At 61.6% G+C, this 21,049-nt stretch carries 19 protein-coding genes; all 19 read left to right on the forward strand.

All coding sequences use genetic code 11. The annotated features are described in order from the left end of the window. Positions 1-93 precede the first annotated feature (93 nt). The 19 genes from mltG to Q0J60_RS01330 all read left to right on the forward strand — a co-directional run bounded on the left by mltG (position 94) and on the right by Q0J60_RS01330 (position 20,971). Positions 94-1,272 carry an endolytic transglycosylase MltG gene (gene mltG / locus Q0J60_RS01240; RefSeq protein ID WP_367178760.1) on the forward strand — a complete coding sequence of 393 codons (1,179 nt, stop codon included), beginning with the start codon at positions 94-96 and terminating at the stop codon, positions 1,270-1,272. A 146-nt stretch (positions 1,273-1,418) separates the two neighbouring features. Further along, positions 1,419-1,916, forward strand: coding sequence for a YqeG family HAD IIIA-type phosphatase (locus Q0J60_RS01245; RefSeq protein ID WP_294438383.1), 498 nt, complete (start codon positions 1,419-1,421; stop codon positions 1,914-1,916). A 316-nt stretch (positions 1,917-2,232) separates the two neighbouring features. After that, positions 2,233-3,363 (forward strand): chorismate synthase, encoded by a 1,131-nt coding sequence (aroC, locus tag Q0J60_RS01250; RefSeq protein ID WP_294438384.1) that lies wholly within the window; start codon positions 2,233-2,235, stop codon positions 3,361-3,363. Positions 3,364-3,367: 4 nt separating this feature from the next. Further along, entirely contained in the window at positions 3,368-3,904 is a 537-nt protein-coding gene (locus Q0J60_RS01255; RefSeq protein ID WP_294438385.1) for a shikimate kinase, read from the forward strand. Between the two features lie 57 nt (positions 3,905-3,961). Continuing rightward, complete coding sequence (locus tag Q0J60_RS01260) at positions 3,962-5,092, forward strand: Xaa-Pro peptidase family protein (RefSeq protein WP_294438386.1); 1,131 nt, start codon at positions 3,962-3,964, stop codon at positions 5,090-5,092. A 102-nt stretch (positions 5,093-5,194) separates the two neighbouring features. Next, the gene (gene efp / locus Q0J60_RS01265) at positions 5,195-5,758 is read left to right on the forward strand and encodes an elongation factor P (protein ID WP_294438387.1); all 564 of its coding nucleotides are present in this window, start codon (positions 5,195-5,197) and stop codon (positions 5,756-5,758) included. A 1,046-nt stretch (positions 5,759-6,804) separates the two neighbouring features. Next, a complete protein-coding gene (accB, locus tag Q0J60_RS01270; RefSeq protein ID WP_294438388.1) occupies positions 6,805-8,688 on the forward strand; it encodes an acetyl-CoA carboxylase biotin carboxyl carrier protein in 1,884 nt (627 codons plus the stop codon). Between the two features lie 3 nt (positions 8,689-8,691). Continuing rightward, positions 8,692-10,035 carry an acetyl-CoA carboxylase biotin carboxylase subunit gene (gene accC / locus Q0J60_RS01275; RefSeq protein ID WP_294438389.1) on the forward strand — a complete coding sequence of 448 codons (1,344 nt, stop codon included), beginning with the start codon at positions 8,692-8,694 and terminating at the stop codon, positions 10,033-10,035. Positions 10,036-10,283: 248 nt separating this feature from the next. Then, complete coding sequence (locus Q0J60_RS01280) at positions 10,284-10,634, forward strand: Asp23/Gls24 family envelope stress response protein (protein ID WP_294438390.1); 351 nt, start codon at positions 10,284-10,286, stop codon at positions 10,632-10,634. 59 nt (positions 10,635-10,693) lie between these two features. Beyond that, entirely contained in the window at positions 10,694-11,233 is a 540-nt protein-coding gene (gene nusB, locus Q0J60_RS01285) for a transcription antitermination factor NusB (RefSeq protein WP_294438391.1), read from the forward strand. A 3-nt stretch (positions 11,234-11,236) separates the two neighbouring features. Then, positions 11,237-11,449: an exodeoxyribonuclease VII small subunit gene (locus Q0J60_RS01290; protein ID WP_294438392.1), complete on the forward strand. Its 213-nt coding sequence runs from the start codon at positions 11,237-11,239 to the stop codon at positions 11,447-11,449. Between the two features lie 66 nt (positions 11,450-11,515). Continuing rightward, positions 11,516-13,405 (forward strand): 1-deoxy-D-xylulose-5-phosphate synthase, encoded by a 1,890-nt coding sequence (gene dxs, locus Q0J60_RS01295; protein WP_294438393.1) that lies wholly within the window; start codon positions 11,516-11,518, stop codon positions 13,403-13,405. 138 nt (positions 13,406-13,543) lie between these two features. After that, positions 13,544-14,461: an NrfD/PsrC family molybdoenzyme membrane anchor subunit gene (nrfD, locus tag Q0J60_RS01300; RefSeq protein ID WP_294438394.1), complete on the forward strand. Its 918-nt coding sequence runs from the start codon at positions 13,544-13,546 to the stop codon at positions 14,459-14,461. Positions 14,462-14,473: 12 nt separating this feature from the next. Continuing rightward, positions 14,474-14,884, forward strand: a complete 411-nt coding sequence (locus tag Q0J60_RS01305) for a GntR family transcriptional regulator (protein WP_294438395.1) — start codon at positions 14,474-14,476, stop codon at positions 14,882-14,884. 7 nt (positions 14,885-14,891) lie between these two features. Beyond that, complete coding sequence (locus Q0J60_RS01310) at positions 14,892-15,848, forward strand: slipin family protein (RefSeq protein WP_294438396.1); 957 nt, start codon at positions 14,892-14,894, stop codon at positions 15,846-15,848. 267 nt (positions 15,849-16,115) lie between these two features. Continuing rightward, positions 16,116-16,889 (forward strand): DMSO reductase, encoded by a 774-nt coding sequence (locus tag Q0J60_RS01315; protein WP_294438397.1) that lies wholly within the window; start codon positions 16,116-16,118, stop codon positions 16,887-16,889. Between the two features lie 19 nt (positions 16,890-16,908). Continuing rightward, positions 16,909-19,539, forward strand: coding sequence for a molybdopterin-dependent oxidoreductase (locus tag Q0J60_RS01320; protein WP_294438398.1), 2,631 nt, complete (start codon positions 16,909-16,911; stop codon positions 19,537-19,539). Between the two features lie 12 nt (positions 19,540-19,551). Then, positions 19,552-20,130, forward strand: coding sequence for a 4Fe-4S dicluster domain-containing protein (locus tag Q0J60_RS01325; RefSeq protein WP_294438399.1), 579 nt, complete (start codon positions 19,552-19,554; stop codon positions 20,128-20,130). An 85-nt stretch (positions 20,131-20,215) separates the two neighbouring features. Further along, positions 20,216-20,971, forward strand: a complete 756-nt coding sequence (locus Q0J60_RS01330; protein ID WP_294438400.1) for a molecular chaperone — start codon at positions 20,216-20,218, stop codon at positions 20,969-20,971. Positions 20,972-21,049: the final 78 nt, after the last annotated feature.

Genomic DNA, 21,049 nt, shown 5'->3' on the forward strand with positions numbered 1-21,049 from the left:
GCGAGCCTGTTTCTCCAGGTCTGGCTCGATTCCCAAAATAATTAGACCGCGCGCGGCCCGCTCGCGCGCCCGATGTCTGCAAAGGAAATGCCCATGCCGCGTAAGCAGATCACGTATAGTTCGCACCCCACCCATCGCGCCCGCATGGTGCATGCGCAGGGCGAGCGTCAGTTCCGCACGTACGATACCTCGCACATCCGTCCGCAAAAGAGCAAGGCCCCCATGGTGGTGGCGGGCATTCTCGCGGTAATCGTGATCGTGGTCGCCGTGCTCGGTATTTCCACCGCCATGCGCGGCTGTTCTTCGGCGGAGCCCGTCGATGGCACGCAGGTCGCCACCCAGGCCGACGTCGAAGTAACTATCCCCGATGGCGCCACCGCCCAGGACGTGGCCAGCACCCTGCAGAACGCCGCCGCGGTTCCCAGCGCGAGCGACTTCCTCGCGCGAGCCAAGGAGCTGGGCGTCGATTCGCAGTTCCAGGCCGGCACGTATTCCTTCGCCGCAGGCATGACGCTCGACGACGTGATCAACGCCGTCGCCACGGGCAACCTGGGCACGCTCGGCTTCACCATCCCCGAAGGCTACAAGCTCTCCGATATCGCTTCTGCGGTCGAACAGGCCACCGAGGGCCGTGTGACTGCGGCCGACTTCACGGCCCAGGCCACGGTTGCCAACTATGCCGCCGATTATGACTTCCTCTCCGGCGCACCCGAAGGAGCTTCGCTCGAGGGCTTCCTGTTCCCCAAGACCTACGACTTGCGTGACGGCGACACGGCCGATTCCATCATCCGCATGATGCTCGACCAGTTCCGCACCGAAACCGTCTCGCTCGACTGGTCGTACCCCGAAAGCCAGGGGCTTTCCATCTACGACGCGGTGAACCTCGCTTCCATCGTGGAGAAGGAGTCCAGCGGCGACGAGCAGATTCGCTCCCAGGTGGCCGCGGTGTTCTACAACCGCCTGAGCCCCGACAACCAGGAGACGTTCGGCTACCTGCAGTCGGATGCCACGACGGCATTCGAGGTGGGCCATGATCCTTCGGGCGATGAGGTTCAGGCCGATACGCCGTACAGCACCTATGCGAATCCCGGCTTGCCGCCCACGCCTATCTGTTCGCCTAGCATCGATTGCTTGCAGGCGGTGTGCGCTCCGGCGAGCGATTACGGCGATTATTACTACTTCATTTTCTGGACGAACGATGCCGGCGAGACGGAGTACGCGTTCAGTAAAACCTACGACGAGCATCAGGCAGCCATCGCCGAGCACCTGTAAGATTTCGCCTATCTGAACGCGCCCTCAACGGGCGCGTTCTGTGCGTCATGTTCGTTTGCGGCCTGTGCGGGCTGCGTTCATCTGAAAAGTTTGATTCGCTGGGTGCCCCGATACGGGCGCCCTTGTAATGCCAGAAGGGTTCATTGATGTCGTTTCTAGCACCCGACCGCCTGTTCAAGCGCGTGACCAGCATCGATCCCGTTGAGGATATCAAAGGTGCAGGATTCACCCACGTGCTGCTCGACCTGGACAATACGCTTCTCACGCGCGACACCCATGAGGTGCCCGACGATGTGCGCGCCTGGCTCGATGCTCTGCGCGAGGCCGGTATCGTCGCATGCATCTTGAGCAACAACTGGCATCACGGCGCGCACGAGTGGGCCGATCGCCTGGGGCTGCCGATTGTGTCGCATGCGGTTAAGCCGTTGCCGTTTGCGTATCGCATGGCCATGAAGAAGATCGGGGCCCATCGCGCGACCACGCTCTGCATCGGCGACCAGATGGTGACCGACGTGTGGGGTGCGCACGGCGTGGGCATGAAGGCATACATGGTGGGCTCGCTCGTCGAAACCGACCTGTGGCACACGCTGCTCCTTCGCAATCTCGAAGGACCCATCATGGGCCACATGAAGCCCGAGAAGTAGTTCATTGCGCTGTTCTTCCGAACAGCGCTTATTCGTTTGAGGCGATGCGACGTTGCGCGGGGGCGATGCACGCCATCTGGCTGTTCATTCGGTCGTCGCGTACGAAGTACGCGTCCTTCCTCTTTCACGCCCATATGACGCACCTCGCCCCCGCTCACTGTGTCGTTCCGTGTCTCGATGATCAGTTGGCTTTATCGGTAATGAGTTGGCTTTGCCGAAACTTTTGGCGTCTGGGCGATTGGCCCGATAGAATCACATGATGGAATCGCGTGCATGCTACAATCTTGCGCGAGATAAAACGCGCGAAGGATGAAACATGCGATACATGGATGCCGGAGAGGCGCACGGGCTGGGTTTGGTTGCCGTCGTGGACGACGTGCCTGCTGGTCTGCGCATCAATCCCCAAAACATTGACGACGATATCGCCCGTTGGGACCGCCTGCACGGAAGGCCCGCGCAGCAGCGTGCCTACGAGGGCATAGAGCTGCTTGCCGGCGTGCGGGAGGGGCGCACCACGGGTGCTCCTGTGGGATTGTGCCTGGCGCGCGCCGAGGCGCCCGACGAGTCGACGCTCGACCGCCAGCGCAGCATTCCGCGCCCCGGAACCTCTGAGCTTGCCGGTGCGCTTAAGCGCGACCTTGACGATTGCGGCGATATCTGCGATCGTGCCGATGCGCGCGTGGGCGCGATGCGCGTGGCGGCGGCCGGCGTGGCGCGCGAGTTCTTGGCCGATTTGGGCGTAGAGATCCACTCATATGTGACGCGTATCGGCGATGCCGCCATGCGCGAGGAGCCCGATGCGTCCGAGCGCTTTGCCTATACACCGCTCGATATCGAGATGTCCTCGCTGAGATGCCCTTCGGCGCAGGCGACTCGTGCCATGGAAGCCCAAGTCGACCAGGCTGTTTTTGAGGGCGATACCCTTGACGGCACATTTCGCGTGGCGATAACGGGGCTTGTGCCCGGCCTGGGCGATGATATGCGTTCCGGCGGCAGCGTCCTTCCGCTTCTTGCCACTGCGGCTTTCTCGGTGGAAGGCGTGCGCGGCGTCGAGTTTGCGTGCGCGACGGACGGCCTGCGCGGCTCGCAGGCCACAGATGCGGCCGCCTGTACCTCCATGGGGTTCACGCGCTCCAGCAATCGATCGGGCGGCGTAGAGGGCGGCGTGTCCACCGGGCTGCCCGTGGTCATGACGGTTTCCGTGGCGGCCCCGCCTGCGCTGAACAAAGCCGTATCGGCGCTCGATATGGAAACGCTCGAGTCCGCCGCATGCACCCCCGGTCATTTCGACGCCTGCCGCGTTCCTTCCGTTGCCGTGGCGGTCGAATCCGAGCTCGCGTTCGCGTTGGCGCAGGCATACCGCGCGAAATTCGGCGGTGACTGCATGGGCGACGTTCACGCGGCGCTCGATGCCTACAATGCGCGTCTTGCCAGGGCGGCCAGGTGATCGCATGGGCGTGCTGAAACAGAACGTGTTCCTCGTGGGCTATATGGGCGTGGGCAAGACCACGGTGGCGCGGCGTTTGGCGCGCGATTTGGGCGTGGCCGCCATTGACGTGGACTCCTTTCTCCAGCGCAAGCACGGCCGCGACGCCAATCGCCTGTTCAAACAGCGCGGCGAGAAATGGCTGCGCCGTGCAGAGGCCAAGGCGCTTTCCGAATGCGCCGCGTTGGGCCCTGCGGTCATCTCGTGCGGCGAGGGCATCGTGGCGCTGCCGGAGAACCGTGAACTGCTGAAAACCCAAGGGTTTACGGTGCTGCTCGAGTCTTCCATGGAAGGCTCGCTCTCGCGCATCAAAAGCATGCGCACGCGTCCGCTGCTCGCGCAAGGCTGCGACACGCAGGCGCTGTGGGATGAGCGCAAACCGCTCTACGACGAGGTGGCGCAGGCTCATGTGGACGTGAGCAATAAAGGCACGGCCGCCGCTGCGGCCGCCATCACGGCAGAGCTCAAACAGCGTGGCATCTATATATCCGACGAGTCGTAAACTCGCATCGCCAGGGCGGTCGCGCCCGAGGTGAATCGACGAAAGAAGATGGGTGGAATGGAATCGAAGCGTTTGGAGCGCATGCGCGCGAAGATGGCAGAAGAGGGCATTGCGGATTTCTACTGCCGCGATATCTCGAACGTGAGGTGGCTTACGGGGTTCGAGAACGTGTTCGACGACGAGCCGACGCATCTGGCATTCGTGACGCCTCGGACGAGCGTCCTCCATACCGATTCCCGCTACACCGATGCCGCATCGCGCGCCGCGCAGGGCACGCCGTGGACGATCGACGGCGAGGCGGTCTCGCACGCGAAGTGGGCGGCGCAGGGATTCGAGCGCTTTCATGAGCAGCGGGGGAGCGAACCCGGGCGGGCCGTGTGCCGCTTTGGCATAGAGGATTCGATGCCGCTTTCCGAGTTCCGCGCGTTGGAGGCGGCGTTCAGGGACAACCGATTTGCTCCCGAGCTTGTGGAAACGTCTGATTTCGTGCGCGGGCTTCGTGCCGTGAAGGATGAGGCCGAGATTGTCGCGATGCGCGCCGCCCAGAGCATCACCGACGCCGCGTTCGAGTATATCTGCGGCTTCATGCGCATTGGCATGACCGAGCGCGAAGTGCAGCTTGAACTTGAGGAAACCATGCGCCGCATGGGCGCCGAGGGCCTGGCGTTCTCGTCCATCGTGGCGAGCGGCCCCAACGGCGCCGCGCCGCACAGCATCCCCGGGCAGCGTCGCTTGCGGGACGGCGACATGGTGGTGATGGATTTCGGGGCGCGGAAGGACGGCTACTGCTCTGATATGACACGCACCGTGTGCATGGGCCATGCGACCGATGAGGCGCAGGCGGTGTACGCCGCCGTGCGTGCCGCCAACGAGGCGGTGGAGGCCATGCTGCGTCCGGGCGTGACGGGCAAGGAGGCTCACGAGCTTGCCGAGCGCGTGCTGGAAGAGCACGGCTTCGGCGGCAAGATGGGACACGGCCTGGGACATGGCGTGGGCATCGACATCCACGAGCTGCCCAACCTCTCGCCGCGTAATCCGAAGCCGCTTGCGCCGGGCAACGTGGTCACTGTTGAGCCGGGCGTGTATCTGCCGGGTGCGCTCGGTTGCCGTCTGGAAGACTTCGGCGTGATTACCGAAGACGGTTTCATGGTTTTCACGCAATCCACGCATGAACTTGCTATAATTTAGCGTCTTTTTGTTTACCTAAAGCATGCGAACGAGGTTACCACGCGCAAGCGCGGACGTTGTTCGCCGCGCGCGAGCGTGTAACGATCAAGAAGGAGAGCACCCGTGGCTACCATCTCTACCGCCGACTTCAAGAACGGCATGTGCATCATGTACAACAACAAGATGTGCACCATCATCGAGTTCCAGCACGTCAAGCCCGGCAAGGGCGGTGCGTTCGTGCGCATGAAGCTGCGCGACGTGCGCAACGGCCGCGTGTATTCCGACACCGTGAACTCCGGCGTGAAGTTCGAGACCGTGCGTCTTGAGCAGAAGACCATGACGTACCTCTACAACGACGGCGCCGATTTCTACTTCATGGACCCCAACACCTACGAGCAGTTCTCGCTTCCCACCGATAACGTGGGCGAGACGGCCAAGTGGCTCAAGGAGAACGACCCCGTGACGCTCGAGTACGCCGACGGCGATCTGATCGGCTGCGAGCCCCAGATGTTCGTGGAGCTCGAGGTCACCGAGACCGAGCCCGGCTTCAAGGGCGACACCGTGCAGGGTACCACCAAGCCTGCCACGCTCGAGACCGGCGCCGAGGTTAAGGTCCCCACGTTTGTGAACGTGGGCGACATCCTGCAGATCGACACCCGCGACGGCCGTTTCGTCAAGCGTGTCTAATTGTTGCGCCGGCTTTCCAGCCGGCGCTTTTACGTTTGAGGCGCTGCGTCTCACTGTTTCGTTCCGATTCCGCAAGTGAATCTGGCGCACCTCGCGAACTCTCGCTGTCTTTGCGGCGACCTGCAATTTTGCAGCATAACGAAAGCCGCTCTCTGCCGAATCTCCGGCACGAGAGCGGCTTTCGCTGTTTTGCCCTGATCTTGCGAGGTCCAGCAAGCGGTTTGCTTTTGTGTTCAGCGGACGCATGCTGCAGCGTGGCAGGCTCGAATGGTCAAATTTCTTTCGAATGGGCGAAAAAGCAATTCGAAAGATGTGCCCGGGTCATTTTTGCGTCCAACTGGGCGACACAATGGTTCAAATTCGCATGCTTTTGTAAGTGGTCGCTTCAAATTCATCCAATGCTATGCCGATTCGCTCGCACGCGCTTCAATGCGTGAGAAAAAGAAGGCTGAAACTTGTCGTGCGCAATCATTCAATCGCCCATTCGAACGAAAAATGACCAGGTAGTCCAAATCGAAGCGTGTACGCGCCCATTCGAAGTAAAAAATGGCTACAAGTTGCTTGGTCGTACACTAAGCGATTCCGAGACTAACATCTGATGTGGGGCCGTGGCAGAGAGGACCAGGTCGGCAAGTTTAAAAGAATCGGGGTTCCTCGGGGCGTGTCGGGAGGCATATTGCATTTGGCTGAGCCGACGTTCTGCGGCAGTGCGCTCAGGTTGTGGTGAAGACGCTCGGATTGCGGCACAGCGCTCAAGCCGCTGTGATCAAACGCTGGAGAATGGCTTGTTCGCCGTTCGACGCCGTTGACCGGCGGCATTGCTTTGCCTCTCGACAAGCGCACTATCGCGCGATATAGTGCTTTAGTGCATTAAAGCGTGCAGTTTTGTCGTGGAAACTTAGAACGTCAAAGTAAATGCTTGATGCATTCCCTATAATAAGACGCTCGTATAACCGGAGCTGTGCGCTTTCGGCGAAGCGGTGCGGCGCTTTGCAGCCATCGCCTTCGTCAGCGGCGCACACGACGCTCGAAGAGAGAGGTGAAGCATGCCCGGTTTGCAACTTATGGATACCACCATTCGCGACGGCCAGCAAAGCCTGTGGGCCACGCGTATGCAGCTCGGCGATATGCTGCCTATCCTGCCTAAGATGGACAAGGTGGGGTATTGGGCGGTAGAGGCCTGGGGCGGTGCCACGTTCGACACCTGCCTGCGCTTCCTGGATGAAAACCCGTGGGAGCGCCTGCGTGCCATCAAGTCGCATATGCCCAACACCGATCTTGCCATGCTTTCGCGCGGCCAGAACCTGGTGGGCTACAAGCATTACTCCAAGGACATCGTGAATCACTTCATCGCCGCGGCCAAGCGCAACGGCATTCATGTGTTCCGCGTGTTCGACGCACTCAACGACATCCGCAACGTGGTGGACAACGCCGAGGCCATCAAGGCGTGCGGCGGCTGGTTCGAAGGCGCCATCTCCTACACGGTGTCGCCCGTGCATACCCTTGACGGCTATCTGGAATACGCCCAGCAGCTCAAGGATCTGGGCGCCGACTCCATCGCCATCAAGGATATGGCCGGCATGCTCACCCCGTTCCGCACCGAGCGCCTGGTGAAGGCTCTCAACGCTGAGATCGGTCTGCCGGTGCACGTGCACTGCCACTATGTCGGCGGCATGGCCCCCATGAACATCGTCAAGGCCGCCGAGGCGGGTGCGATGATCGCCGACACCGCCAGCGCTCCGCTCGCGTTCGGCAACAGCCATCCCGCGGTGGAAACCATCGTCGCCGCCCTGCAGGAGAGCAAGTACGATACCGGTTACGATCTGGATCTGCTGTTCGAGATCGCCGATTACTGGGAGGAAGTGCGCAAGCGCGGCCACTACAAGCGCGGCGTTTCCAGCCTTACCCATATGAAGGTGTTCTCGCATCAGGTTCCCGGCGGCATGATGTCCAACCTGATTGCGCAGCTGGAAATCCAGAACGCGCTCGATCGCGTGGACGAGGTCATGCGCGAGATTCCGCGCGTCCGCGCCGAGGTCGGCTATCCGCCGCTGGTCACGCCTATGAGCCAGATCGTGGGTACGCAGGCGGTCATGAACGTGCTCACGGGTTCGCGTTGGAGCCTGGTGTCCAAGGAGATGAAGGACTACCTGTGCGGCTACTACGGCAAGACCCCGGGCCCGGTGGATCCCGCCATCTACAAGAAGGTCGTGGGCAATTCCGAGACGCTGCCGCCCGACGTGTCGCCGGCGTCGCTTGCCACCACCACCTACGAGCAGGTCAAGCAGGAAATCGGCGATCTGGCCACCTGCGAAGAAGACGTGCTCATGTACGCAATGTTCCCCAACGAGGCGCGCACCTTCCTGTCGAAGCACCGCGCTACCGAACGAGTGGATTTCCTGCTGGAGCGTGAATCCAGCCAGGCCAAGGAGGATGATTACGTGGATATCAATCAGATTCGCGAGCTGGTGAAGGTCGTTGAAGAGTCCGGCGTCGGCGAGATCACCGTCGAAGAAGAGGGCGTTCGCATCAACGTGCGCATGCCCGGCGTGGCTCCCGTTGCCGCCGCTCCCGTGGCTGCCGCTCCTGCCGCCGCCGTCGCACCTGCCGCTGCTCCCGCCGCGGCGCCCGCGCCTGCTGCCGCCCCTGCGCGTCCCGCCAACTGGATCGAGGTTTCCGCGCCCATGGTGGGCACGTTCTATACCTCTCCGGCTCCGGGCGAGCCGCCGTTCGTCAAGGTGGGCGACGAGGTCGCTGCCGGCGAGACCCTGTGCATCGTCGAGGCCATGAAGCTCATGAACGAGATCGCCGCCCCGCAGATGGGCACCGTGCGCGAGGTGTGTCTAGAAGACGCCACTCCTGTGGAGTTCGGCACCCCGCTGTTCTACATCGAGCCGCACGGCCAGGCCGATGCGGGCGAGGGGGAATAGAACGTGTTCGATAAGATTCTGGTAGCCAACCGCGGCGAGGTGGCGCTGCGCATCATGCGCGCTGCCCGCGAGCTTGGCGTGAAGACGGTCGCCGTGTACTCGGTGGCCGACAAGGACACGCTGCCCGTGCGCTATGCCGACGAGGCCGTGTGCATCGGCCCCGCCCCTGCGGGCAAGTCCTACCTCAACATGTCCAACATCATCGCCGCGGCCGTGACCACCGGCTGCCAGGCGGTGCATCCCGGCTACGGCTTCTTGGCCGAAAACGCCGATTTCGCCCGCGCCTGCGCCGAGAACGACCTCGTGTTCATCGGCCCCTCACCTGAGTGCATCGAGCGCATGGGCAACAAGGCTGCGGCTCGCGAAACCATGACGGCCTGCGGCGTGCCCACCGTGCCCGGTTCCGACGGCGTGGTGGAGCGCGTGGAAGACGCCCGCGCCTTCGCCGAGCGCGTGGGATACCCCGTACTCATCAAGGCGTCCGCCGGCGGCGGCGGCAAGGGCATGCGCGAAGTGCATAAGCCCGAGGAGCTAGAGAGCGCCTTCACCGCTGCGCGCGCCGAGGCCCAGGCGGCCTTCGGCAACGGCGACGTGTATCTGGAGAAGCTCGTGCTGCGTCCGCGCCACGTGGAGATTCAGGTGCTCGCCGATGACTTCGGCAACCAGGTGGCCCTGTGCGAGCGCGACTGCTCCATCCAGCGCCGCCATCAGAAGCTGCTGGAAGAGGCTCCGTCGCCCGCCCTCAACGACCAGCTGCGTCGCGACATGGGCGTGGCCGCCGTCAAGGCCGTGCGCGCGGTTGATTACCGCAATGCGGGTACCATCGAGTTTCTGCTTGACGAATCCGGCAAGTTCTACTTCATGGAGATGAACACCCGCGTCCAGGTGGAACATCCCGTGACCGAGCAGATCACCGGCGTGGACATCATCAAGGAACAGCTGCGCATCGCCTCCGGCGAGCCCATGAGCTGCGCGGGCCAGGCGCCGTTCTCCCCGAACGGCCATGCCATCGAGTTCCGCATCAACGCGGAAGACCCCGAGCATGATTTCCGTCCGTGCCCCGGCAACATCACGCGCTTCGACGTGCCGGGTGGCCCGGGCGTGCGCGTGGAGAGCTACATCCAGGCTGGCTCCACTATCTCGCCGTTCTACGACTCCATGGTGGCCAAGCTCATCGTGTGGGGCAAGGATCGCGAGGAGGCCATTCAGCGCGGCCGCCGCGCCCTGGCCGAGTTCAAGATCGAAGGCATCGCCACCACCATTCCGTTCCACCAGAAAGTGCTGGAGACTGAGATCTTCCAGAAGGGCGAGGCCCGCACCGACTTCATCGAAGTCACTGGACTGTAAGAGTTGCGCCGTCCTGTCCGGACGGCGCTTTTTCGTATGAGACGCCGCTCGTTTGGGCGGTGTTTTTCTTTGGGTTTAGGAAATTCCGTCGATGCTCACTATGCGCGCGGGTTTTGTGCGCTTTGGGGTACAATAGCAGGATACTTAAAGCAAGCGAGCGCATGCGCCGTGCGCAAAGGCTCGCAAAGCGACGTATGCGCCGAATAGCTCCATCCGCGGAGCGGGGCGTTGGAATGAAAGGAACGTTCATGAGCGAAGAGCTGTATGTAGACGGTTTGGGCCTGGCCCCCGGAGTCATGGAAACCATCATCGCCATCGCCGCGCGCGACGTGGAGGGCGTGGCCAACGTTGGGTCCTCGAGCTTCTCCGGGCTGCGTTCGCGTTTCGTCGCTAAGCCTGCCGGTGCGGGCATCGACGTGCACATGAACGAAAGCGAGGGCATCGAGGTCGCCGTGCATATCGACGTGTACTACGGCCAGCCCATCCCTGAGGTTGCCGCCGCTGTGCGCCAGGCAATCGCCGACGCCGTCACCACGCAGGTGGGCTTCGCTATCGCGTCTATCGACGTGTATGTGGACGGCATTCGCTTCGCCGACTAGATTGCGCGCCTTCTTCGGTGAAGGTGCTTCCATAACCGACACATTAAGGACTATCTTTCATGGCTAAACGACATGAGCGTACGCTTGCGCGCCGCAGTGCGCTGCAGGCGTTGTACCAAAGCGAGATTCTGGGCGTTCCCGCCGACAAGGTTCTGGAGGAAAACCTCCTTCCGGAAGAGGCGGGGATGAACGATTACGCGCGCTCTCTGGTGATGGGGGTCGCCTCGCACGCCGCGCACATCGATGCCGCCATCAGCGGTTGCTCCCAGAACTGGGCGATCGACCGCATGCCCGTGGTCGACCGCTGCGTGCTGCGTCTTGCCGTGTATGAGATGAATTACGTGGACAACGTTCCTGTTTCCGTCGCCATCAACGAGGCGGTTGAGCTTGCCAAGGAGTTCGGCGGCGAGGACGATTCGCACCGCTTCGTGAACGGCGTGTTGGGCCGCATCGCTCGCGACATGGAAGGCGGTGCCGACGAGGCGGCTGCTGAGGATGCAGCTGCGGATGAGCCGGTCGACGACGACGCAGAGCCCGCGGAGGATTCCGTCGAGGCGGCTGCCGACGAACCCGCCGCCGACGAGGCGAAGGGCGAGTAGCGCATGGACGCCAAGACCGAGGAGACGTTCGCCAGCATCCGCGATCGCCTGGAGGAGATTGCGGCCCAGGTGAAGGGCGACGACGTGCCGTTGGATGCCGCGCTCGATTTGTACGACGAGGCGGTAAAGCTGGGCATGAAAGCCACGGAGCTTCTGGAGTCTATGGACGGCGAGCCTGAAGCCGCTGCGCATGCGGAGGGCGAAGGGCAGGAATAGCCTTAATCGGCACTGGTAAGATGCTTATCCGGCGAGGCAGGCGCCGCCCGTGAGAAAGCTGAGATTATGGAACATCGTATCCTTGACATGATCGAATCTCCCGCAGATCTGAAGGTCCTCACCGATGAGGAGCTTCAGATTCTTGCGTCCGAGATTCGTGAGCAGATCATTCGCACTACGTCCAAGACCGGCGGCCATGTGGCGCCGAGCCTGGGCGTGGTGGAGCTGATTCTTGCGTGCCACAGCGTCATGGACTGCCCCCACGACAAGCTGCTGTTCGACGTGGGCCATCAGTCCTATGCCCACAAGCTGGTCACGGGCAGGCTCAAGGATTTCGATACGCTGCGTCAGTACCAGGGCCTTTCCGGCTTTCCCAAGGCGTCTGAGAGCCCTTACGACGTGCATCCTTCCGGCCATGCATCCGACTCGGTGTCGGTGGCGCTTGGTCTTGCGCTCGCGCGCGATCTGCGCGGCAGCGACGAGAAAATCGTGACCATCATCGGCGATGCCGCGCTTTCCGGCGGTATGGCGTTCGAGGCGCTCAACCATGTGGGCCAGGCGCAGACGCCCATGGTCATCATCCTCAACGACAACGAGATGTCCATCTCGCGCAACGTGGGCGCGCTCGCCAACTACCTGGGGCACAAGCGCGCGTCCAAGTCGTACACGCGTACGCGCGACCAAATTCAGAATGCGCTCGAGTCGCGCGGCGGATGGGGTCGCGGCCTGGTTGATTTCGGCCGCAACGTCAAAGACTCCATCAAGCAGATGATCATTCCCGACGAGATGCTGTTCGAGCAGCTGGGCATCCTGTGCACGGCGCCTATTCCGGGTCACGACATCGCCGCTATCAAGCACACGCTGCGAGTGGTGCTCGAGGCGGACGGCCCCGTTCTCATGCATGTGGTTACCAAGAAGGGCGCCGGCTACGAGCCCGCCGAGAAGCATCCCGATGTGTTCCACGGCGTGGGTCCGTTCGACATCGCGACGGGCGAGGTGAAGAAGTCTTCCTCCGCTGCGCCTAAGTACACCAGCGTGTTCGGCAAGGCGCTGCTCGCCGAGGCCGAGCGTGACGAGAGCATCGTCGCCATCACGGCTGCCATGAAAGATGGCACGGGCTTGGCGCCGTTCGCCGAGAAGTTCCCCAAGCGTTTCGTGGATACGGGCATCGCCGAGGGGCATGCGGTTGGCATGGCAAGCGGTCTGGCTATCGCTGGTATGAAGCCCGTGGTCGCTATTTATTCCACGTTTATGCAACGTGCCGTTGACCAGGCGATTATCAACAATGCGCTGCCTGATGTGCATACCGTGTTCTGCCTCGACCGCGCCGGTCTGGTAGGCGACGACGGCCCCACGCATCACGGCGTGTTCGACATCGCGTACATGCGCATGATTCCCCACATGAAGGCCATGGCGCCGTCCGACGAGGCGGAGCTTGTGCACATGCTGCATACGGCGCTCGCCCTGGACGGCCCGGTTTCGCTGCGCTATCCGCGCGGCGAGGCACGTGGCGTCGAGCTGCCGAAAGAGCCTCAGATGCTCGAGGTTGGCAAATCGCGCACTACGCGCGAGGGTGACGACGTTGCTATCCTGGCGTTCGGGCGCATGGTACAGGAGGCCGAAGGCGCGGCCGACATCCTGGCTGACGAAGGCGTTTCTGTACGCGTGGTGGACATGCGCTGGATCAAGCCGTTCGACGAGGACGCCGTGCGCAAGGCGGCGCTCGAATGCCGCCTGGTGTGCACCGCCGAGGAGGGCGTGATCGAAGGCGGCATCGGCGAAGGCATCCTCGAGGCGTTGGCCGAGCGTCCGCCGGCGAAGGTTCCGCCGCTGCTCGTGTTCGGTATCCCCGATAAGTTCATCCAGCAGGGCAAGGTGCCGCTGCTCCACAAAGAGCTGGGCATCGATGCCGAAGGCATGGCGCGCCGCATCCGCGAAAAGCTCGCGGAGATGTAAAAGCTGACAGCGTATTGGCGGGGGATTGCCCCCGCCTTTTTGCTTCTCGGACGATCTTGTCATTGCGCGCATGCGGATGATTGTCGTGCGACACTCGTCATGGTATGCTTCTGCCGTTATATAGCGGAAAGGTACCCCATGGCGTTCAGCGAACTCATCGCGCTCTATCTGTTTCTCGGCGGCACGGCTGCCGGGGCGTTTGCGGTGATGGCTGCCTTGGATTTGCACGCTTCGGTAGCGCTTTCGCGCCACGTCCATCCCCTCAGTGCCCATCGGGGCGACATCCCTTCTCAGGCATTTGCTCATCACGTATCTAAGCTCGTATACGCTGTGTCATTTTTCATGCTTCTGACAGGTCTTTTATGCCTGCTCGCTGATTTGGGCAAGCCTCAGGCATTCTATTTCCTGTTCCTCTATCCCACGGCAAGCTTCATGTCCGTCGGGTCGTTCGCACTCGCCTTGCTTTCGATCTGCATGGCTGTGGTGTTTGCTTTTGCATGGCTTGACCTGGGTGGTTTCTGGGAAAAGGCTGCGGGTGTCGCCAGGGTCGCAGGCATCGTTCTTTCTGCGGTGGTCATGCTCTATACGGGGATGCTGCTTAAAACCGTTATCTCTGTGCCCGTGTGGCAGTCGTGGTGGCTTCCTGTGCTGTTTTTGTTCTCGGCGCTTTCGTGCGGGTGCGCGGTTGTTATAGCGGCCGGGCTGCTTTCGGCGGGCTTCAAAGGTGCTTCCACCGCCCTGCGTCGTCTTGCGGCGCTCGATGCTGCATTCATCATGTTGGAGACGGTGGCGATTGCTGCCTACGCGCTTTCGGTGAACTCTTTCCAAGTGCACGGGCCGCTCGATGCGCTTCTTATAGGAGATGCGGCATGGCTCTTTTGGGCGGGATTCGTCGGTTGCGGCATAGCGGCTCCGCTGGTCATAGACGTCATCGCGCTCATTCGGAGGCGTGATCATGCCTCTGGTGTTGTTGCGATGGCGGCAACGCTGGTATTGATCGGCGGTTTGGCGTTGCGTTTCGCGCTGGTAGGTGCCGGCGTCTCGGCTGCGATATAGAGAGGGGGAATAATGACAACAAAGGAAACCCCCGCATTCGTGTTCGACGAGCAAAGCGATCTGCCGCTTTGGGTTCAGCTGCGCGACCGCATGGCGTACCTGATTAATTCTGGCTTCTACAAACCGGGCGAAAAGCTTCCTACCGTGCGCAAGTATGCTGCCGACCTGCATATTGCCTACAACACCGTGAGCAAGGCATACATGGGGCTTGAGCGCGACGGTTACGTCACTACCGTGCGCGGCAGCGGCGTGTTCGTGCGCGATACCGATGACCTCCCCCGTCATGACAGCCATGTGGAATCGCTGGTTCAGGAATTCGTGGAAAGCTGTCTTGAAGAGGGAATGACCTACGACGATATTCCCAAGCTGGTTTCGAAATGCGTCAGAAAGATGAAGAGGGACCATGAAGAAAAACACTCGTGAACGGCTCATGTCTGAAGAAAAAGATTCCTATCGCCGCTCTGAAATGGAGTTCGGCGTAGCGGCGGAAGCGTATCGTTCGGACCCCACCAAGAAGGCGAATCGCAACGGTGCGACGCTGTTCAGCGTCGTGCTCGCACTGATATGCGTTCTCGTGGTTATCGTGGCGTGGTATGCGGTCACGGAATCGCTGGATATCGTCGCCGTTGCGGCTGCGGTGGTGGTGGGCATCGTCGTGCTCTCGTCGGTCCACGTGTGCATGGAATGGGAGCGCGCGGTGGTCATGCGTCTTGGTAGGTTCAACCGCCTTGCCGGCCCAGGCGTATTCTTTACGATTCCCCTGATAGAGTTCTGCACGCTCACGGTTGATCAGCGCACCATCGCCACGCCGTTTGGGGCAGAGGAGGCCTTGACCAGCGATCTTGTTCCGCTCGATGTGGATGCCGTGCTGTTCTGGATGATCTGGGACCCCGAGAAGGCGTGCACCGAGGTGGAGGATTGCCGCTTTGCCGTGGCGCTCACCGCCCAGACGGCGCTGCGCGACGCCATCGGACGCGCGACGGTTTCCAACGTGGTCATGCGCCGTCATCAGCTCGACCAGGAACTTCAGAAAGCGGTGGAGGAGAAGGTGACCGATTGGGGCATCGCGGTGCTGTCGGTCGAGGTGCGCGACATCATCCTTCCCAAGGAGCTGCAAAGCGTCATGTCGCTCGAGGCGCAGGCGGAGCGCCGCAAGAACGCGCGCATCACACTGATGGAGGCGGAGCGCGACGTGTCGGAGATTCTGCAGGAGGTGTCGCAGACCTACGAGCATGACGAGATCGCTCTGGCGCTGCGCAAGATTCACCTGGTGTATGAGGGCATGCAGGACAACGAGGGCACCGTGGTGGTGCCTAGCGCCTACAGTGAGGGCTTCACGATCGATCCCAACAAGGCCGCTCCTCAGGCGCCGGGCGCGCGCGGCTAGAAAACCCTTACGCCGCTTCAATTATTTCCAAAATAGAATAAATTCACCGGTAAATTGTCGTGCGACACTCTTGATTGTCGCACGACAATTTTGCTATAACGGCACATGAAGAAATCGGCCGATTTCCCATAGCGCTCTTAGAGATACGGTCCGCCGCGCCGCGTATGCGAGAACGGTGAAGCCGCTCTAAAGGGGGAGTGCGCGTCGCGAGGCGCGTATAGGAGTTTGCGCTCGAAAGCTTCGGGCGCATGGGAAGAGGAGGCTGACATGGGACTTGAATCCCTGTTCGCATTCACGATGCTGGGAGGGCTGGCAGCAGGCGCGTACGTGTTCGAAACCGTTCTGCGCAAGACGCGCGAAAGCGCTCGTCCGTGGCTTGTGCCCCTCGTGGTCGTGGTCTTGTTCGCGGCGGGTCTGATCGCCGCGGCCACGCATGTGCATAGCTTTGCGCATGCATTCGATTCTCTGTTCAGCGGCACGGTCAACTTCGGTGCCGGCATGGTCCACGAGGTGGCCGTATCGGGGTTGTTCTTTGTGCTGGCGCTCATCGATCTCATTGTTGTCGCGGTCAAAAAGAGCACGCCGTATGCGCTGCGTGTGGTCACCGCCGTCGTTGCCCTGGTGTGCATCGTGCTGATGGGCGTTGCCTACATCGACATCCTGGGCAATTCCGTATGGTGCAACGCTCCGGCGACGGTTGTCTCGTTTGTCGGCGGCGGCCTTGCCATGGGCCTCGCGCTGTTCGCGGTGCTTGACAGCGAGGGCTTTGGCACCGGCATTTCGCGCGTGCTGGGGCTTGTCGCGAACCTCGTGCTCGCCGTGGGCATCGCCCTGGAGATCATGGCGTTTTCGGAGGCCGGCCTCGATACCATGATGCAGATCGCGGCGCTCATCATCGCCCCGGTTGCGTCGTGCGTGCTTCTGGGCGTGGCCACTAAGGCCACCAACGCCCGCGCGGTTGCAATCGCCATCTGCGTCCTTTCGATTGTCGGCGTCGCTCTTTCGCGCTGGGCGTTCTATGCCACCAGCGCGATGATGTAGAAAAGCGAGGGGGATTATCGTGAGCATTGAAACCAAGAACATGTCTCGCCGCGGCTTCCTGCAGGCGTCTGCGGCGGTGGCGGCGGGCGCGGCAGCGCTTTCTGCTACGGGCTGCTCCTCCGAGGCAAGCCTGGATGCAACGGGCAAGCATGAGTTGCCCACCGATCCCGCTGAGGGCGGTACGTGGATTCCTGCGGCATGCTGGCATAACTGCGGCGGCCGCTGCGTGAACAAGGTCATGGTCAAAGACGGCGCGGTGGTGCGTCAGAAGACCGACGACAGTCATGAGGACTCGTTCGACTACCCGCAGCAGCGCGGTTGCGTGCGCGGCAAGTCCCAGCAGCAGCAGTGCTTCGGCGCCGATCGCATCAAGTACCCCTTGAAGCGCAAGGGCTGGAGCCCTGACAACCCCAATGGCGAGATGCGCGGCAAGGATGAGTGGGAGCGCATCAGCTGGGATGAGGCCATCCAGTATGTGGCCGACGAGTTCAAAAGCATCAAGGAGCAGTATGGCAACCAGGCCTTCCTGATTGGCTCCTATGGCTCGCGCTACGCGTTCAATCCGCTGCTTGCGTGGGGCGGTCATACCTCCGTCGCCGACTCCACCTCGCATGGTTCTTACCTGCTGAATACCGCGACTACCATCGGCATCCCTTACACCGATTCCGGTGTGTGTAACGACCGTATGGATATGCTCAACGCCGAGACCATCGTGTTCCATGCGTCCAACCCCGCGTGGTCGGCCGCCGGCACGCCGAGCTATCACTACCTGCGCGCCAAAGAGGCGGGCGTGAAGTTCATCACCATCGACCCCATCTACACGGCCTCCGCGCAGATGCTCGATGCGTACTGGATTCCTGTGCGCACCGGCACCGACACGGCGTTCATGCTGGGTGTTGCCTCCGAGATGCTGCGTCTGGATGCCGAAGAGGGCAACATCATCGACTGGGACTTCCTGGACAAGTACACCGTGGGCTTCGATGCCGATCACAAGCCTGCCGACCTCAAGGAGGACGTGAACTTCCGCGACTACGTGGAGGGCAAGTACGACGGCGAGCCCAAGACCGCGGAGTGGGCCTCCAAGATCTGCGGCGTGGACGTGGAGCAGATTACTTACTTTGCGCGCGAAATCGGCAAGACGCACAACGTGTGGATGCTGCACAACTTCGCCGCGGCCCGCTGCAACGGCTCCGAGAACGTGCCGCAGCTGTTCATGACGCTGGGCTGCATGGGCGGCCATATCGGCAAGCCGGGCAACTGCGTGTCCAACAACTACCATGCCAACGCCGGCAACAACACGGGTCATCCGCTCATCATGGCGGGCAGCTCGGGTCTTCCCGGCCTGGAGAACGAGATCGACAAGGTCATTTCCGGCCCGCAGACGTGGGAAGCATGCTTCAGCGGCGAGTTCCGCAGCGTGGGCGACTGGTACTCCGGCCCGGGCTCCTATGCCGGCTACGATGATACTTGCGACATCCATTGCATCATCCACGACGAGAATGCTTATCTGCAGACCGGCCCCAACATGAAGCGCGGTATCGAGGCGCATCGCAAGATGGACTTCGTGGTCTCGAAGGCGCAGTTCATGACCACGCAGGCCATGTATTCCGATATCGTGCTGCCTGTGACCACGCAGTGGGAGGTCCCCGGCGGGTTGCTTTCGTCGAACCGCGAGTTCCTGTACTGCTTCTCCAAGGTGACCGACCCTCTGTATGAGGCCAAGACCGACGCCGAGATCAACTCGCTCATCATGGAGGCCCTGGGTGTTGATCCTGCCGTGGCCTACCCCTTCAGCGAGACGCAGGCGTTCTTCAATGCGCTGGCCGGCACTACGGTCATCAAGGATGACGACTCTGGCGAATACGAACCGCTCATCACCATCACGCAGGAAGACATCGATGCGTGGGGCGTCGAGGGCACGCCGCAGCAGGGCCGCGTGACCCTGGACGAATTCGTGAGCAACGGCGGCTACCAGGTGGAGCGCCACGAGGGCGACAAGTACAGCAGCGAGATCGGCTACGCTGCGTTCATCGCCGACCCCGAGGCTAATCCGCTTACCAGCCCCAGCGGCAAGTTCGAGATCACCTGCCAGTCCAAGGCCGATCTGTTCAACAGCATCGGACTTATCGATCATGACTACAAGCCGTATCCCGAATACCTCGTGCCCACGCTGGGTTACGAGACCACGTTCGTGGACGGCAACATCGACGGCGAGAAGGGCGAATACCCCTACCTGCTGTTCAATCCGCACTATTTCCGCCGCTCGCATACGGTGTTCGACAATTGTCCGTGGATGCGCGAGGCGTGGCCCAACCCGGTGTTCCTCAACCGCTCCGACGCGGAAGAGAAGGGCATCGTGGACGGCGACACCGTGCGCGTGTGGACTAAGTACGGCGAGGTCTTGCGCAAGGCGTGCGTCATGGACATCCTGCGTCCCGGCGAGGTGGGCATCCCGCATGGCTCGTGGGTGCGCGTGAACGAGGAGACCGGCATCGATGAAGGCGGCGCCGACAACTTCCTCATGGGCAACGATATCTCGGGATGCGGTGTGACCAGTTACAACAACAATAACTGCAACTTCGAGAAGTACGCCGGCGAGCCGCTGGAAGACGACGCCTACACCGATGCTCGCATCATCGATTTGGGCTAAGGGGGATAAGCGATGACTGTTGGATTCTATTTTGACATGACGCGCTGCATCGGCTGCCGCGCGTGCCAGGTCGTTTGCAAAGACAAGAATCGTCTGGATGTGGGTACGCTCTACCGCGAGGTGCATACCTACTCCGTGGGTGAATTTCCCGGTGTGCAGGCGTACAGCTATTCGTTCGGCTGCAACCACTGCGAGGATCCCATCTGCCTGAAGAACTGCCCGACCGGCGCCATCTACAAAGCCGAGGACGGTACGGTTATCCAGGATCAGAGCAAGTGCATCGGTTGCCGCATGTGTGTGATGAGCTGCCCCTACGGCCAACCCAAGTTCATCGAAGAATTGGGTGTATCCGGCAAGTGCGATGGCTGCTACGGCCTGCGCCAGGCAGGCGGCGAGCCCGCGTGCGTGGCAGGATGCCCCAACCGTGCGCTCGAGTTCGGCGACATCGACGAGCTGCGCGCCAAGCACGGCGAGGGATTGGACGACGGCACCATTGCGGTGCTTCCTTCTCGCGACGAGACCCAGCCGCACGTTCTCATCAAGGCGAAGGATTGCGCCTTCGATGAGAACTATAAAGAAGTGAACTGGTAGTTCCTCCTGTAGTGCCGCCGCGCTGCCTCGATGAGGGGCGGCGCGGCGGCTTCGTGAGAGCGTTTGCAGGGAAGGGGAGAGCGCGATGGAGAATCGTGAACGCGAGCAGGAAATAGGAATGTATCTGGCGCAGCGGGCGTATGCGTATAGTCTCATGCACGTGGTGTTTGGCAGCGACCCTTCGGCCGATACGACCGTCAAGCTGTTTGGCGATGAGACTATGAAGATGCTGGAGGTCTTGTCCCACGAGTTGGCTGAACCTGCGTATGCACAGGTTGCCGGCTACCGCACGGGCGAGGGTGCTCCCGACGCGCAGACGCGTCTGGTTGATGCGAGATCCGGCCTCGCGGAGGCTGCGCTGCATGCGGACGAGCAGTCGTTCGTCGAGAGGCTTCGCAGCGATTATTCCAGGTTGTTCCTCGCTCCTGGCGATTCGTTTGTGCGTCTTTGGGAATCCGCCTATACAGGCAAAGAAGGCATGGTGTTTCAGGAGAGCACGCTCGATGTGCGTGCGTTCTACCACGATGCCGGCTTTAAGCTTCAGGTAGAGAAGCGCTTTCCCGATGACCATATCGCTGCGATGATGGATTACATGGGGCGCATGGCGCAGCGTGCGTATGATGCATTCGCCGATGGCGATGATGATGCGGTGCGTACAACGCTTGCGACGCAGGGACTGTTCGCCGAGAGGCATCTTCTTGAATGGATTGACGATTTTGCGGCGAAGGTGTGCGAGAACAGCGAGCAAGGCGTCTATGCCGCGTTCGCGCAGGTGATGGCAGTGTTTACGCGTCTCGACCGCGTGAAGGCAGAAGAGATTGCTCAGGAGCTGGGTGAATAGTTCCTCGGGGCGCGTTGACGGTCTCAGCGATTTGCTGCGGCCCGGCGCCGCTTGTCGCGGTGTGGGCTCTCATGCCAT

It is taken from the genome of uncultured Slackia sp., assembly GCF_944321625.1.
In the GTDB taxonomy this organism is placed as follows: domain Bacteria; phylum Actinomycetota; class Coriobacteriia; order Coriobacteriales; family Eggerthellaceae; genus Slackia.

Bases quoted from the DNA above. Each gene is read 5' to 3' on its own strand.
- Q0J60_RS01310 (WP_294438396.1), top strand. From the start codon at position 14,892: ATGTCTGAAGAAAAAGATTCCTATCGCCGCTCTGAAATGGAGTTCGGC.
- mltG (WP_367178760.1), top strand. From the start codon at position 94: ATGCCGCGTAAGCAGATCACGTATAGTTCGCACCCCACCCATCGCGCC.
- Q0J60_RS01245 (WP_294438383.1), top strand. From the start codon at position 1,419: ATGTCGTTTCTAGCACCCGACCGCCTGTTCAAGCGCGTGACCAGCATC.
- Q0J60_RS01290 (WP_294438392.1), top strand. From the start codon at position 11,237: ATGGACGCCAAGACCGAGGAGACGTTCGCCAGCATCCGCGATCGCCTG.
- nrfD (WP_294438394.1), top strand. From the start codon at position 13,544: ATGGCGTTCAGCGAACTCATCGCGCTCTATCTGTTTCTCGGCGGCACG.
- Q0J60_RS01280 (WP_294438390.1), top strand. From the start codon at position 10,284: ATGAGCGAAGAGCTGTATGTAGACGGTTTGGGCCTGGCCCCCGGAGTC.
- Q0J60_RS01260 (WP_294438386.1), top strand. From the start codon at position 3,962: ATGGAATCGAAGCGTTTGGAGCGCATGCGCGCGAAGATGGCAGAAGAG.
- Q0J60_RS01315 (WP_294438397.1), top strand. From the start codon at position 16,116: ATGGGACTTGAATCCCTGTTCGCATTCACGATGCTGGGAGGGCTGGCA.
- Q0J60_RS01305 (WP_294438395.1), top strand. From the start codon at position 14,474: ATGACAACAAAGGAAACCCCCGCATTCGTGTTCGACGAGCAAAGCGAT.
- Q0J60_RS01255 (WP_294438385.1), top strand. From the start codon at position 3,368: ATGGGCGTGCTGAAACAGAACGTGTTCCTCGTGGGCTATATGGGCGTG.
- nusB (WP_294438391.1), top strand. From the start codon at position 10,694: ATGGCTAAACGACATGAGCGTACGCTTGCGCGCCGCAGTGCGCTGCAG.
- Q0J60_RS01330 (WP_294438400.1), top strand. From the start codon at position 20,216: ATGGAGAATCGTGAACGCGAGCAGGAAATAGGAATGTATCTGGCGCAG.
- aroC (WP_294438384.1), top strand. From the start codon at position 2,233: ATGCGATACATGGATGCCGGAGAGGCGCACGGGCTGGGTTTGGTTGCC.
- Q0J60_RS01325 (WP_294438399.1), top strand. From the start codon at position 19,552: ATGACTGTTGGATTCTATTTTGACATGACGCGCTGCATCGGCTGCCGC.
- accB (WP_294438388.1), top strand. From the start codon at position 6,805: ATGCCCGGTTTGCAACTTATGGATACCACCATTCGCGACGGCCAGCAA.
- dxs (WP_294438393.1), top strand. From the start codon at position 11,516: ATGGAACATCGTATCCTTGACATGATCGAATCTCCCGCAGATCTGAAG.